The organism is Arcicella sp. GW822-FHT02H01 (assembly GCF_058802005.1).
This window is the reverse complement of record NZ_JBXANT010000001.1, coordinates 3562328-3577244: the sequence shown is the minus strand read 5'-3', so window position 1 is coordinate 3577244 and position 14917 is coordinate 3562328. Positions and strand designations below refer to the sequence as shown.

General features: G+C 36.2%; 12 protein-coding genes. All 12 read left to right on the top strand.

Annotation, left to right across the window (positions count from 1 at the left end; translation table 11 throughout):
• The first annotated feature begins 4 nt into the window (after nucleotides 1–4).
• The 12 genes from AC1RNE_RS14930 to AC1RNE_RS14875 all read left to right on the top strand — a co-directional run bounded on the left by AC1RNE_RS14930 (nucleotide 5) and on the right by AC1RNE_RS14875 (nucleotide 14847).
• Entirely contained in the window at nucleotides 5–1399 is a 1395-nt protein-coding gene (locus AC1RNE_RS14930; protein WP_492801861.1) for an FGGY-family carbohydrate kinase, read from the top strand.
• Nucleotides 1400–1738: 339 nt separating this feature from the next.
• Nucleotides 1739–3256 (top strand): lipopolysaccharide biosynthesis protein, encoded by a 1518-nt coding sequence (locus AC1RNE_RS14925; protein ID WP_492801860.1) that lies wholly within the window; start codon nucleotides 1739–1741, stop codon nucleotides 3254–3256.
• 139 nt (nucleotides 3257–3395) lie between these two features.
• Nucleotides 3396–3725, top strand: a complete 330-nt coding sequence (locus AC1RNE_RS14920) for a hypothetical protein (RefSeq protein ID WP_309912909.1) — start codon at nucleotides 3396–3398, stop codon at nucleotides 3723–3725.
• An 84-nt stretch (nucleotides 3726–3809) separates the two neighbouring features.
• Nucleotides 3810–4100, top strand: coding sequence for a cell division protein ZapA (locus AC1RNE_RS14915; protein ID WP_309912912.1), 291 nt, complete (start codon nucleotides 3810–3812; stop codon nucleotides 4098–4100).
• Nucleotides 4101–4444: 344 nt separating this feature from the next.
• A complete protein-coding gene (gene rny, locus AC1RNE_RS14910; protein WP_492801858.1) occupies nucleotides 4445–6022 on the top strand; it encodes a ribonuclease Y in 1578 nt (525 codons plus the stop codon).
• Between the two features lie 501 nt (nucleotides 6023–6523).
• Nucleotides 6524–6946 (top strand): hypothetical protein, encoded by a 423-nt coding sequence (locus AC1RNE_RS14905; RefSeq protein WP_492801856.1) that lies wholly within the window; start codon nucleotides 6524–6526, stop codon nucleotides 6944–6946.
• A gap of 148 nt (nucleotides 6947–7094) precedes the next feature.
• Nucleotides 7095–8180, top strand: coding sequence for an efflux RND transporter periplasmic adaptor subunit (locus tag AC1RNE_RS14900; RefSeq protein ID WP_492801854.1), 1086 nt, complete (start codon nucleotides 7095–7097; stop codon nucleotides 8178–8180).
• A gap of 120 nt (nucleotides 8181–8300) precedes the next feature.
• On the top strand, nucleotides 8301–11507 hold the full coding sequence (locus AC1RNE_RS14895) for an efflux RND transporter permease subunit (RefSeq protein WP_492801853.1): 3207 nt from the start codon (nucleotides 8301–8303) through the stop codon (nucleotides 11505–11507).
• Nucleotides 11500–12939 carry a TolC family protein gene (locus tag AC1RNE_RS14890; protein WP_492803650.1) on the top strand — a complete coding sequence of 480 codons (1440 nt, stop codon included), beginning with the start codon at nucleotides 11500–11502 and terminating at the stop codon, nucleotides 12937–12939. The genes AC1RNE_RS14895 and AC1RNE_RS14890 overlap by 8 nt, the downstream gene beginning before the upstream one ends.
• Nucleotides 12940–13076: 137 nt before the next feature.
• Nucleotides 13077–13769: a helix-turn-helix transcriptional regulator gene (locus tag AC1RNE_RS14885; protein WP_492801851.1), complete on the top strand. Its 693-nt coding sequence runs from the start codon at nucleotides 13077–13079 to the stop codon at nucleotides 13767–13769.
• A 75-nt stretch (nucleotides 13770–13844) separates the two neighbouring features.
• The gene (locus AC1RNE_RS14880) at nucleotides 13845–14258 is read left to right on the top strand and encodes a DUF1761 domain-containing protein (RefSeq protein ID WP_492801850.1); all 414 of its coding nucleotides are present in this window, start codon (nucleotides 13845–13847) and stop codon (nucleotides 14256–14258) included.
• A 10-nt stretch (nucleotides 14259–14268) separates the two neighbouring features.
• Complete coding sequence (locus AC1RNE_RS14875) at nucleotides 14269–14847, top strand: YdeI/OmpD-associated family protein (protein ID WP_492801849.1); 579 nt, start codon at nucleotides 14269–14271, stop codon at nucleotides 14845–14847.
• Nucleotides 14848–14917 lie beyond the last annotated feature (70 nt).

Below are 14917 nucleotides of genomic sequence, written 5' to 3'. Positions count from 1 at the left end.
TTTTATGACAAACAAAACTTCTGTCATTGCTATTTTTGACATTGGCAAAACCAATAAAAAACTGTTTCTCTTTGATGAACAGTACAAAATTGTTTTAGAAAAATCGACCCAATTCGACGAAACTCAAGACGAAGATGGCGATAACTGTGAAGATTTAGACCTCCTCAATTCGTGGGTAACCCAAACATTTGAGGAGGTGCTAAGCCTTCCTGATTTTGCTATCAAGGCATTAAATTTTTCAACTTACGGAGCAAGCTTTGTGCATCTTGATGCGAATGGTAAAGCGGTAGCTCCTTTGTATAATTATTTAAAAACGTATTCTGAGACCCTGAAAAAACAGTTTTATGATACGTATGATGGTGAACAAAAATTTTCACAAGTTACAGCATCACCAGTATTAGGGAACCTCAATTCAGGCATGGTGCTATATCGCTTGAAATACGAAAAACCAGATTTATTTGCCAAAATCAACTACTCATTACATTTACCACAATACCTGAATTTTCTGTTTACGGGTAACTATTATTCAGACATTACGAGTATTGGGTGTCATACCAATCTTTGGGACTTTACTAAAAACACCTATCATAGATGGGTGCATGCAGAAGGCGTTGACGAGAAGCTCGCTCCTATCTTTCCTTCTAATCAGGTTCAAGAAAAAAACCTTCATAGCCATCCATTGCAAATAGGTGTGGGTCTTCACGATAGCTCTGCTGCGTTGATTCCCTATCTTGCTACGTTTACAGAACCTTTTATTTTGCTTTCTACGGGTACTTGGTGTATTAGTTTGAATCCCTTCAATCATATTCCATTGAGTGCAGAGGAATTGCAGTATGATTGTTTGTCGTATATGCACTATGAAGGTAAGCCCGTAAAAGCTTCAAGATTATTTGCTGGCTATGAACATGAACAACAAACCAAGCGTTTGGCGTCGCATTTCAATCTGGCAAATGATTATTATAAAACTGTAACGTGTGACCTTGAATTGTTACATAAATTAAGAGAAAGTCAACTACATGGCGACGACGACCATCTGCGTGAAGCCCGACGTCCGCCGCTCCAAGAATCTCTTTTTGGAAGTAGGGATTTGACTGTTTTCAATAATTACGAAGAAGCATATCATCAATTGATTATTGACATCGTTGCTCAACAATTAATTGCTACAGAATTAGTATTGAATAATTCGCCCGTAAAAAAACTTTTTGTGGATGGAGGTTTTGGTAAAAATGAGATTTTCATGACATTACTAGCTATGGCTTTTCCTACCTTAGAAGTTTATGCAGCCTCAGTTGCTCAGGCTACGTCGTTGGGAGCTGCACTTTCCATCCATCAATATTGGACGAATAAAGCTTTACCTGATAATTTGATAGAACTAAAAAAGTATCAGCTTGAAAGTTAATACTTTAAAGCAATATAAATTCTTAGTCAACAAGCGAACATTGATAATACAATGTTCGCTTGTTTGTTTAATGGGCAAAAAAAAAAGTGATTAAACGTATTTGGGGCGTTTAATCACTCAGCTCTGTTAAAAGCACAATTCAACCACGAATTGATTATTATGCCACAAATATAGTATAAATACTCATATATTTTTAAGTGTTTATACTTATTTTGAAAAATATTTTTTATCTATTCATTTGAAATCAAGATTGTATTAACACATAAGTCCTTGTAAATTGCGACTACATTGTGGTAAGCAAAAAAATAAACGATTGTTTGATACACAATTCTGATTAACATGAGTGTTTTAAAAAAATTAGCTAGCGAAACAGCATCATACGGCATAAGTACAATTTTAGGGCGATCACTTAACTTCCTATTAGTGGCTGTTCACACCGCTGCCTTTACACCCGCAGAACTTAATATAAACGTAAAGCTTTATGCCTATGTAGCCATTGCCAATATTATCTATACGTATGGCATGGAAACAGCCTTCTTTCGTTTTGCTACTGACGATAAAGAAAAATATTATAACATCATTCAATCTGCCATTACCGTTAGTAGTTTGGTATTTACCAGTATCATCATTATTTTTTCAACACCCATTGCCAGTGCCTTTGGGGAACCAGGAAAAGGTATTTTCCTAATCTGGATTGCATTAATAGTAGCTATCGATGCCATTACGGCAATTCCTTTCGCCAAATTAAGACTTGAAAAGAAAACGACTAAATTTGTTAAAGCTAAAATTTATAATATTATTCTAAATGTACTCCTAAACATAGTTTTTGTATCTGGTTTTAAAAGAATAGCAGATGGCGATTACCTACTTTTCTTACAACCATTGGCTAAACAATTATATATACCGAGTGTTGGAGCAGGCTATATTTTCTTGGCTAATCTTTTAGCAAACGCCAGTTTATTTTATTTTTTGAGAGCTGAGTTTAAAATATTCAAATTTCAATTTGATAAAGCTACTTTCAGTAACTTAATGATATATGCCTATCCAATTATGATAATGGGCTTAGCAAGTACATTCAATTTAATGTTTGATAGAATATTACTAGAAAGACTATTGCCCGAAGGTTTTTATCCCAACCGTACTTCTCAGGAGGCACTGGGTATCTATGGGAATGTCTATAAGCTTTCTATTTTTATGGCATTAGCGACACAAGCTTTCCGCTATGCTGCCGAACCTTTTTTTCTGGCAAAAACTGAAAATAAAAATTCGCCTGAAACATTAGCTGATGTAACAAAATGGTTTTTGATAACCTGTATATTTATTTGGTTAGGAGTTTGTCTAAATCTGGACATTATAAAAGTCCTTTTCTTAAGAAAGCCTATTTATTGGGAAGGAATGAAAGTAGTACCGATTTTATTACTAGCCAATCTTTTCCTAGGTGTTTATTACAATATCTCTGTTTGGTTTAAACTCAACAAGAAAACATATTTCGGTACTAGAATCACTTTTGGTGGTTTAGCAATCACTATCTTTTTCAATATTATCCTCATTCCCAAGATGGGATATATGGGTTGTGCGATAGCTTTTCTGATATCTTGCTTTTCGATGACAGCACTCTGTTATTACTTCGGACAAAAGTATTATCCCGTACCGTATAAGATACTCTCTGCCTTTGGATATATTATTTCAGCGGGTGTATTAATTTTTTGTACCATGCAGATTAACATTGAAAATCTCTGGATTTCTATCCCATATCATTTCATATTACTAAGTTTATATGCTGCTGGTGTTGTTTTAGTTGAGCGAAAGACAATTATTCCATTGAAAGTCAGAGATAAGTATGCTTTTTTAAGATAAAAACATAAAATTTTCGAGTAAATTATAGAACTTTGTAATAAATAGGATTAAAGCCTAAATTAATTTTAGGGTTTTATTCAATGTATCGTTATTTCTTTAGGTTTTTTGCAATCTAAATACTTATCTAAACAAAGACATGATGACTGATAATCAAATTCGGACTCAATTTGAGGCCTTAGAAATAAAACTAAGGAATGTTGTCTTAAGATATAAAGATTTGCAAACTAGGCTTGAATTAGCTACCCGAGAAAACGAATCTTTAAAACATACATTGGCAGAGACCTTAAAAGAAAACCAAGAATTAAACAAAAAATTAAACCAAAGAGTAAAAAACTTTAAAAAATCAGATAAAATCACTAAGATTGCAGTAAACAATCTAAATAGTACAGGCAATCCTGCCGAATTGAAAGAAAAACTTGACCAATATATCTTAGAAATAGATAGGTGTATTAGTCAGCTTAGCAAATAAAAAGTTTAAAAAATCAATTGTTTAACAGTTCATAGTTTTCTTGACTAAATAACTCAAAACTTTTAATTTAAAACTTAAAATATAATGGCCGAAAAAGTCCCTTGTAATATAGTTGTTGCTCACGAACCTTTTAGCCTATCAGTTGGGAAGGAAGAAGAGGAATTTGTTCGCAAAGCTGCTAAGTTGATTAATGAAAAAATGGATTCTTATCGAGAAACTAAAAAGGTAGACTCTCACCAACGTCTGTTAGCAATAGTTGCTTTAGACTTTGTAATGAGTAACCTTAAATTTGGCGTCAAACACGGTGATCTTCAAAAATCTGTGATGGGGAAGATTGCTGAATTAGACAACTTATTGAGTTCTGTTACAGAATGAATTAACATATTTCTTTATTATTCGTTTAAACGTTTTAAGTATAAAATTGAGCGATTATAAATCATATTTATAAAAATTAGTGCAAGTACCTGAATACCATAAATTAAACCTTATAACATTCTAATAACATGATTTTGATTGGATTTGTTTGCGTAAACAACCATACAAAATTCTAGTTTACTTGTTTGATTTAACTATTCTTGATTTTAAATACGATATACCAACGTTTAATTTTTCTTTTCATTTTCAAGGCATTTGTCTGTTTTAGTCCTTTTTTTCACTCAATAGTTGGTCGGATTGCATTATTCAATGCACGAAAACTATTAACTAAAACGATATAAATAATGCTAACTCCCATCATTGCCGCAGTTGCTTCGCTGATAGCGGGAATATTTGTCGGTAAGCTTGCTTTTGCAAAGAATACCCAGAGAATTGAAGAAGAAGCAACTTCCAAAGCTTCAGATATTGTCAAAAATGCTGAATTACAAGCAGAAAACATCAAGAAAGATAGAATACTCGAAGCCAAAGAAAAGTTCTTGAAACTTCGCTCGGAATTTGAAGATGATTCAAATAAAAAGAAGCAGATTTTAGTTCAAAATGAGCAAAAACTAAAAGAGCGTGAGCGTACTTTACAGATTTCGATGGAGCAGACTAAGAAATTAGAAACTGAGTTAAATTCGCAAAAACAATCGTTGACTTCTAAAGAGGAAAATCTAAGAAAAAAGACTGAAGAAGCAGATAAGAAAAGAACGCAAGCAGACGAAATGTTAGCGTCGCAAGTATCACAATTAGAGAAAATAGCAAGCTTAACTGCTGACGAAGCACGCCAACAATTGATTGATGCTTTGCGTGCAGAAGCAGAAACGAAGGCATCGTCTATTATTAAAAATACGATTGAGGAGGCTAAGTTAACAGCTACGAAAGAAGCTAAGAAAGTAGTTATTGAAACGATTCAAAGAACGGCGGCTGAAAATGCGATTGAAAACTGTGTATCTGTTTTCAACATTGAATCTGACGACGTAAAGGGTAAAATCATTGGTCGTGAAGGTAGAAACATTCGTGCCTTAGAAGCCGCTACAGGAGTAGAATTTATTGTAGATGATACGCCAGAAGCCATCATTATTTCTGGCTTCGACCCTGTTCGTCGTGAAATCGCTCGTTTGTCACTACACCGTTTAGTACAAGATGGACGTATTCACCCTGCTCGTATTGAAGAAGTAGTTGCCAAAACGAAAAAGAATATCGACGAAGAAATTATTGAAATCGGCGAACGTACTGTGATTGATTTAGGTATTCATGGTTTACACCCTGAATTAATCAAAATGGTAGGTAGAATGCGTTTCCGTTCTTCGTATGGTCAAAACCTTTTACAACACTCGCGTGAAGTAGCTAAGCTTTGTGCTACTATGGCAGCAGAATTAGGCTTAAATGCGAAGTTAGCTAAGCGTGCAGGGCTATTACATGACATTGGTAAAGTATGGCACGAGGAAGCAGAATTACCTCACGCGATTTTGGGAATGCAATTGGCAGAAAAATACAAGGAAAACGTAGAAGTTTGTAATGCCATTGGTGCTCACCATGATGAAATCGAGATGACTTCTATGATTTCGCCAATCATTCAGGTATGTGATGCCATCTCTGGTTCTCGTCCTGGTGCTCGTCGCGAGATGATGGAATCTTACATGCGTCGCTTAAAAGAATTAGAAGAATTAGCGGTTAGCTTCAGCGGTGTTCAGAAATGTTATGCTATTCAGGCTGGTCGTGAGTTAAGGGTTTTGGTAGATGCTGAAAATGTTACTGATGAAAAAGCAAGCATGTTATCGTACGATATTTCACAGAAAATTGAAAAAGAAATGCAATATCCAGGGCAAATCAAAGTAACGGTTATTCGTGAAATGAGAGCTGTGAACTACGCAAAATAATAGCGGTTTATAGCTATATTCCTACAACAAAATCCCCCTAAGAGAATTATTCTTTTAGGGGGATTTGTATTTTAACTGCCTACGAAAACAGTCAAAATATAAGTGTACATTCCAAAAAATTGCTTTGAAATTAAGAGCGTTTTTTGATAAAAAAAATGACTTAAATCAGTTTTCAAAAAGCATAAAAATAGAGCATTATGGTATTTTTTTAAACAACCTTGTTAAAAGGCTTATTACCAAACATTTAGTAGACGTTGAGTGTATTTATCTAAATATTTTTAATAATTATTTGTTAAAAATATTTATTATTTGGAACAGTTTTTGAACAAAAACATTTCTAAAAACTTTGTTGTGACAACGATATTTTTTTTAGTAAGCAGCGAATCAATGTAAAATATGAAAGATAGAATATAAAAAATAAAAGAACTTGTGATGCTTAGTATAAATTTTAGATTAAAAATTTTGCAAGTATAATTATCACGAATTACTTTCAAGCTCGAAATGAAAAAGGCATTCATAAAATATCCCCTATTTTTATGTGTTCTCCTGTTGAGTATTACAAGTCAATTGTTTGCTCAGACACACAAGGAGGCTGCCTTTCATGTGCCTACAAAAACGCTTAAAGAATCAAAAAATTTAAGTGCAATTACAGAAGTATCCAACCAGTTTTTTTTCACATCAAGTTCTTTAGATGGCAAAGGAAATAACTTCTTTGCATATGATGAGGAGAACGTTGAAGAAGAAGAGAGTTTTATAACGCCAAAAAAGAATGTAGAAACCACTTCGTATTTTACGATTCCTTTTTTTGGTTGGTATACTAGATTAATCCTACTCGATTTACCTCAAGTCTTACATTTCTGTAAGCATTATTCACATTTCTTCTCAATTAATTTGAACATTATATTCTGTGTCTTCAGAATATGATTTAACATCGTGGGTATATCATACTGCCCAACTCTTCACACAATTATCTCGTTTTTTAGGCTAATCATTTTGGCTTCAATCGCTTGTTGATGTCTTCTTGTGCCCTATACAATCTAAAATCCAGTAAACCAACCAAATAAAACTTATCATGAAAAAAATTCTCATCCTCATGAGTATGGGTGCTATGTTGTGCCTTACTAGCTGCGAAACAAAAAAAGAGGAAGAAAAACAAGAGCAAACTAAGCTGCTTGTTACCAGCCCACTAAAGAAAGACACAACCGCTATCAATGAGTACGTTTCTCAAATTCGTTCGATACAACACATCGAATTAAGAGCCTTAGAAAGAGGTTATCTACAAAAAATATATGTAGACGAAGGACAATTTGTTAAAAAAGGACAATTGATGTTCCAGATTTTGCCTTTACAATACCAAGCAGAATTTCAGAAAACTCAAGCAGAAGCTAATTATGCTGAGATTGAATATAAAAACACAAAACTATTAGCAGATAGTAATATCGTTTCTCGCAATGAGTTGGCATTGACTAAAGCCAAATTCGATAAAGCAAAAGCTGAAATGGAATTGGCGAAAGTACACCTTGGTTTTACCGAAATCAAAGCTCCTTTTGATGGTATCATGGACCATTTCTATGTAAGAGAAGGTAGCCTTTTGGCAGAAGGAGATTTGCTTACTACGCTGTCTGACAACAGCAAAATGTGGGTCTATTTCAATGTTCCAGAATCGGAATATCTAAATTTCAAGACTAAGTCAAACAATAGCAACGTGCCAACGGTGAAACTCAAGATGGCAAATCAGGAGATTTTTGAATATCCAGGACTTGTTCAAACAATTGAGGCAGACTTTAATAATGAAACGGGAAATATTGCTTTCAGAGCTACCTTCCCTAATCCAAATAAGCTATTAAGACACGGAGAAACAGGTAATATCCAAATGGCTGTACCGCTGAAAAATGCTGTGATTATTCCACAGAAAGCTACTTTCGAAATCTTGGAAAAGAAATATGTTTTTGTAGTAGATAAAAACAATGTAGTTAAGTCACAAGAAATTACAATTGGTGCTGAATTGCCAGATTTGTATATCGTAAAAAGCGGATTGACTGGCAATGAGAAAATACTTCTTGAAGGTTTGAAGAAGGTGAGAGACAACGATAAGATTACCTACGACTACAAAGACCCTAAGTCGGTAATTGCAAATCTGAAAGTTTATGCAGAGTAGTCAGGCAATGGTGTGAAATAATGATTGTATGCATAAGTGATTCTTAAATCCTTTATACATCATTAAAATCACTCATTCGCTAAATCACTCATTTTATCTGTATTCAAACAAATCAAGGATATGTTTAGTAAATTCATTCATAGGCCAGTATTGGCCATAGTAATATCAATTGTCATTATCTTCTTGGGGGTATTGTCTATCAAGACGTTACCTACCTCACAGTTCCCTGAGATTGCCCCACCTGTAGTAATGGTGAGTGCATCATATCCTGGAGCTAGTGCCAAAGTACTGACAGAATCCGTTCTTATTCCACTTGAACAAGCCATCAATGGTGTGTGGGGAATGAGATACATGACCTCCGATGCCACCAGTGCGGGTGAGGCTAACATCCAAATTGTATTCAACCTAGGGACCGACCCTGACCAAGCCTTGGTGCAGGTTAATACAAGGATTGCACAGGTATTGAACAGACTACCACCCTTGGTACAGCGCGAAGGGGTAGTTGTAAACCGTGTAATGAACAGTATGTTGATGTATGTTAACCTTTACAGTAAAGACAAGAACGCCGATATGAAGTTCTTGTTCAACTTTGCGGGGGTAAACATGATTCCCGAACTACAGCGTATCAATGGTATCGGACAGGCTCGTATTTTGGGTAGCCGTCAATATGCCATGCGTGTGTGGTTAAATCCTGATAGAATGCGTGCTTATAATATTTCAGCAGATGAAGTAATGGCAGCATTATCTGACCAAAGTGTGATTGGTTCGCCTGGTCGTATAGGTCGAGCAGATGGTAAACGGGCTGAGGCACTAGAGTATGTTTTGACGTATCAGGGTAGGTTTAATAAGCCCGAACAGTATAAAGACGTCATCGTCAGGGCGAATGCCAAAGGGGAAATCTTGCGGCTAAAGGATGTCGCCAATGTAGAGCTAGGAAGTGAATATTATGATATTTATTCTAACCTGAATGGCTATCCTTCAGCGGCGATTGTATTGAAACAAACTTATGGTAGTAACGCGAGTGATGTAATCAAGAATGTAAAAGACAAATTGGACGAACTGAAAAAGACATCTTTTCCTCCAGGAATGGATTATCAAATCAGTTATGACGTTTCAAACTTCCTTGATGCTTCTACCGAAAACGTAATCCATACGTTAAGAGATGCCTTTATCTTGGTGGCGTTAGTGGTATTTATATTCCTTGGCGACTGGCGCTCAACGCTTATTCCGACGCTTGCCGTGCCGATATCGCTTATTGGAGCCTTTACGTTCATGAAGTTCTTTGGGCTGACTATCAACATGATTACGCTTTTTGCACTCGTATTGGCGATTGGTATTGTGGTAGATGATGCCATTGTCGTCGTCGAGGCCGTCCATGCCAAGATGGAGGAAGAACATCTCTCCCCTTATAGGGCTGTTCGGAAAGTACTTGGCGAAATCAGTGGTGCCGTTATTGCCATTACCTTATTGATGACAGCCGTATTTGTGCCTGTAGCATTTATGTCTGGTCCAGTAGGTATTTTTTATCGACAGTTCTCTATTACGATGGCCAGTTCAATCGTTCTGTCAGGTGTTATTGCGCTTACGGTTACGCCTGTATTGTGTGCGATGATTTTGAAAAACAATCATGGAAAGCCTAAAAAGAAAACATTTCTTGATAAAGGTCTCGATGTGTTCAACAATGCTTTTGAAAAGCTTACTGGAAAATACGTAGGACTTTTACGTCGTATTGCTCATAAAAAGTGGATTACGGTCGGTATGTGGATAGTATTTGTGGTTGGAATCGTTGCCATCACTAGCAATTTACCATCAGGCTTTATTCCAAGTGAAGACCAAGGGATGATTTACGCCATTATCCAGACACCTCCTGGCTCAACACTTGAAAGAACCAATGATATTTCACGCAAGCTTCAGACAATTGCAGAAGAAGTAGAAGGAATCCAGTCGGTATCGGCATTGGCAGGTTATGAAGTACTTACAGAGGGACGTGGTTCAAACGCTGGTACTTGTTTGATTAACTTAAAGCCTTGGTCTGATCGCAAGCATTCGGTTTCTGAAATCATCTATGAATTAGAAGAAAAAGCGAAAACTATTCCCGGAGCGACCATCGAATTCTTTGACCCACCAGCAGTACCAGGGTATGGCGCGGCAGGCGGTTTTGCCTTACAATTGCTTGATAAAACCAATAGTGGTGATTACAACCAATTGGAACGTGTAAAGAATGACTTCATGAAAGAATTAGAAAAACGTAAAGAGCTGACAGGTTTGTTTACTTTCTTTAGTGCTAACTATCCTCAGTATGAATTGGAGATAGACAACCAATTGGCGATGCAAAAAGGTGTTTCTATCGGTAACGCCATGAATACTTTATCAATCTTGGTGGGTAGTACTTATGAACTTGGCTTTATCAAATTCCAGCGTTTCTTCAAAGTGTTTGTGCAATCGTCGCCTGAATTCAGAAGATTGCCTGAAGACATTATGAAGCTTTATGTAAAAAATAATCGTGATGAAATGGTGCCTTTTTCAGCTTTTATGAAAATCAAAAAGATGCAAGGACCTAACGAAATCAACCGATATAATATGTACTCAACGGCATCTATCAGAGGTGGTGCTGCCAAGGGCTTCAGTAGTGGTGAGGCAATTGCTGCGGTACAAGAAGTTGCGAAAAAAACATTGCCTCACGGTTTTGATATTGACTGGGCTGCTCTTTCTTATGACGAAGTAAGACGTGGTAACGAAGCCGTTTATATCTTCTTAATCGTGTTAGCCTTTGTGTATGTAGTTTTGGCTGCACAGTACGAAAGCTTCATTATTCCATTGGCAGTAATTTTATCATTACCTGCTGGGGTGTTTGGTTCATTCATGTTCATCAAGTCGATGGGACTAGCAAATGATATTTATGCACAGGTAGGGTTAGTCATGTTGATTGGTTTGCTAGGTAAGAATGCCGTGTTAATCGTAGAGTTTGCGATGCAAAAACATCATGAAGGAGCAACCGTATTGGAGGCCGCCATCGAAGGAGCCAAAGTTCGTTTCCGTCCTATTTTGATGACATCATTCGCTTTCATTGCAGGGTTAATTCCATTAGTGATGGCTCATGGTGCTGGTGCTATCGGTAACCGTACCATCGGTGCATCTGCCCTAGGCGGTATGCTTTTCGGTACTATTTTCGGAGTACTGATTGTCCCTGGCTTATACTACATATTCGGCTCTATAGCTGAAGGCCGTAAGCTTATCAGAGACGAAGATGACGAATCGTTGACCGAAAGTTTGGTTCATTCAATAGACTCTTTCCCACAATTAGACGACAGCAAAGATGATGAATAATAGAAAGAAACTGAACTATTTACTAGCAAGTAGCATACTCTCCTTGGTGGCAGCTTGTATGCCAGCCTCATTGGTTCAGGTTAATAGAACAGCAAACAAAACAGTCCCTGCGAGTTATAATAACTCGCAGGATAGTACCAATAGTGCTAGGAAGAAGTGGAGGGACTATTTTACCGACCCTAACTTGTCTGCATTGATTGATACTGCTTTACACAACAATCAGGAATTGAATATTACCTTACAGGAAATTGAAATTTCGAGAAACGAAATTCAAGCACGAAAAGGGGAATACTTGCCTTTTGTTAGCTTAGGCGGAGGAGCAGGTGTTGAAAAAGTATCCAGATATACGAGTAAGGGTGCTAGTGATGCTTCGTCTGAAATCAGACCAGGTAAAGAAACCCCTGAGGTATTACCAGATATGTATTTTGGAGCATTTGCCAGATGGGAACTAGATATTTGGCACAAACTGCGTAATGGTAGAAAAGTAGCAGTAACCAATTACCTAGCTTCTATTGAAGGTAAAAATTTCTTAGTAACTAATTTGGTTTCTGAAGTCGCTAAGTCTTATTATGAATTGATGGCACTTGATAATCAGCAAGATATTATCAGAAAGAACATCGTTATTCTGAATAATGCGCTATCAATTATCAAGCAAGAAAAAGATGCTGCGAAAGTTACCGAACTAGCCGTAATTAGGTTTGAAGCAGAGGTATTCAAAACGCAGAGTCTTCAATACGAAATTCAGCAAAAGATTATTGAAACTGAAAATCGTATTAACTTCCTGATAGGTAGACAGCCACAACATGTACAAAGGAGTTCGCAAGATTTTAATGGATTAGTGCCTGATAAAATTTCAGCGGGTATCCCATCGCAGTTATTGGAAAACAGACCAGACATTAAGCAAGCAGAATTGAATTTGTCGGCAGCTAAATTAAGTATAGATATAGCTAAAGCCAATTTTTATCCTTCTTTGGGGCTTTCTGCTGCTTTAGGTTTCAGGTCGTATAGTCCTTTATATTTAGTAAACATCCCGCAAGCATTAATGTCATCTATTGCAGGTGATATAGCAGGGCCTTTGATTAATAAAAATACTATTACGGCTACCTACAAAAATGCGAACGCCAAGCAAATACAAGCCGTTTACGATTACGAACGAACTGTGTTGAATGCTCTTATTGAAGTGACAAATCAGTTATCAAATATTGATAATCTGGAAAAGAAATACACCATGAAAAATAATCAGGTGCAAGCGCTTACTAAGTCGACGGACATCTCACTGAAATTATTCAAATCAGCAAGAGCTGATTATATGGAAGTGTTATTAACGCAACGTGATGTATTGGAATCAAGAATGGAGCTAATTGAAACCAAAATGCTACAAATGAATGCGCTAGTGAATACTTATAGAGCATTAGGTGGTGGTTGGAATTAGTAGATAATCAATCAACATTTGCTATTTAAGAATTACGATTACACAAAAAGAGTCTGTTTTTGAAACAGACTCTTTTTGTGTAATTTAGCCCTTCAAGGACACTGTGAATCCTAATAACGATTTTGAAAATTTGAATAATGAACGATAACGACACAAAACGGCTTTCACGCTTAACTGCAATTTTGACACAATTGCAAACGAAACGACTGTTGACGGCTAGGGAATTAGCAAACAAATTTTCGGTGAGTATCAGGACAATTTATCGAGACGTTAGGGCTTTAGAGCAAGCAGGAGTACCAATTCTAACAGAGGAAGGAAAAGGCTATACGTTAATGGAAGGATATAAAATTCCTCCTGTAATGTTTACAGAAAGCCAAGCCAATGCTTTAATTCTTGCTGAACAATTGGTATTAAAAAACAAGGATGCCTCTTTTATTAAAGACTACTCAGAAGCTATTGACAAAATTAAGGCTGTATTAGGACATAGTATAAAAGACAAGGCAAATCTATTGGCAGAACGCACCCGATTTAATCAAAACATCAACAACGAAAGAAACAGTAATAATATATCTGAGTTACAATTTGCCCTAACAAATTTTTATCTGGCAAGGATTGAATATATCAACGAAGGAGAAAACGTTACGAGCAGACTGATTGAACCCTTTGCTTTATTAAGTACACAAGAGAATTGGTTATTGGTAGCATGGTGTCGTTTGCGAAATGAATTTCGCTTTTTTCGGCTTGATAGAATTAAAAAACTAGATGTGCTTACCGAGCAGTTTACTCCCCATGAAATGACCTTACAAGAATATTTTGATAAGTATCATTAATTTGTTTTTACCCCTGACATAGGGCTGTCATTACCCTCCTTTAGCTTTGCATCATAAACTTAAAAAAATAATTTTATGATCAATCAATTAGCAAATCTAAATTGGATTAGTGTCTTAGTAGCTTTTATGCTATATTGTTTTGAGGGTGCTTTGTGGTTCACTTTGCTATTCAGTAAACACTACAAAATCTCTTTAGGACGTGAAAACGAAACTTTACCCAACAAACCCATTTTTATCATTGGCCCTGCAATTTGCACATTGGTGGTTACAATTGTAAGTGCCATATTAATGTACACACTGAATATATCTACATGGGCACAGATGTTTGAATTTTCATTACTTACTGGCATTGGATACTTGGTTGCCAACACGTTTAATATCGCCATCAATCCGAATATTCCTCAGCCAATACTCTATGGAATTATTAGTGGCTCGTATCATTTAGTGGGTATTTTGATAACAAATAGTATTCTATTCATCATGAAATAATGAAGGAATCATGCAAAACAAGGATTTAGAAACTTTTTACCCCACAAATCGCCAAGAATGGAGAGAATGGTTAGCTGAAAATCATCACTCAAAACAGTCTATTTGGCTTGTTTGCTATAAAAAAAAGACTAATACACCAACCATCTCTTGGAGCGAAGCCGTGGAAGAAGCCCTTTGTTTCGGCTGGATTGATAGTACAAGGAATACCGTAAACGATGAGAAATTCATACAGCTTTTCAGCAAAAGAAAAGCAAAGAGTACTTGGTCAAAAGTTAATAAAGAGAAAGTTTTGCTCCTTATTGAACAAGAACTGATGACACAGGCTGGTCATGAAAGTATTGAAATTGCTAAACAAAATGGTTCATGGATAATATTGGATGAAGTAGAAGCCCTAAGTATCCCCACAGATTTGGAAGACGCATTTAAAGCTAATCCAGATTCAATGGAGTATTTCTTGAGTTTAAGCAAGTCTGTAAAGAAAAGTATCTTACAATGGATTGTACTAGCTAAACGAGCTGAAACTAGAGAGAAAAGAATAAACGAAATAGTAGTAATGTTAGCACAAAAGCTAAAACCAAGACAGTTTTAGACAGAAGACTTTTTCTATTGGTTATATTTTGACTTTCTAAAATCATTTATCACTAGAGAGGGAATTAATT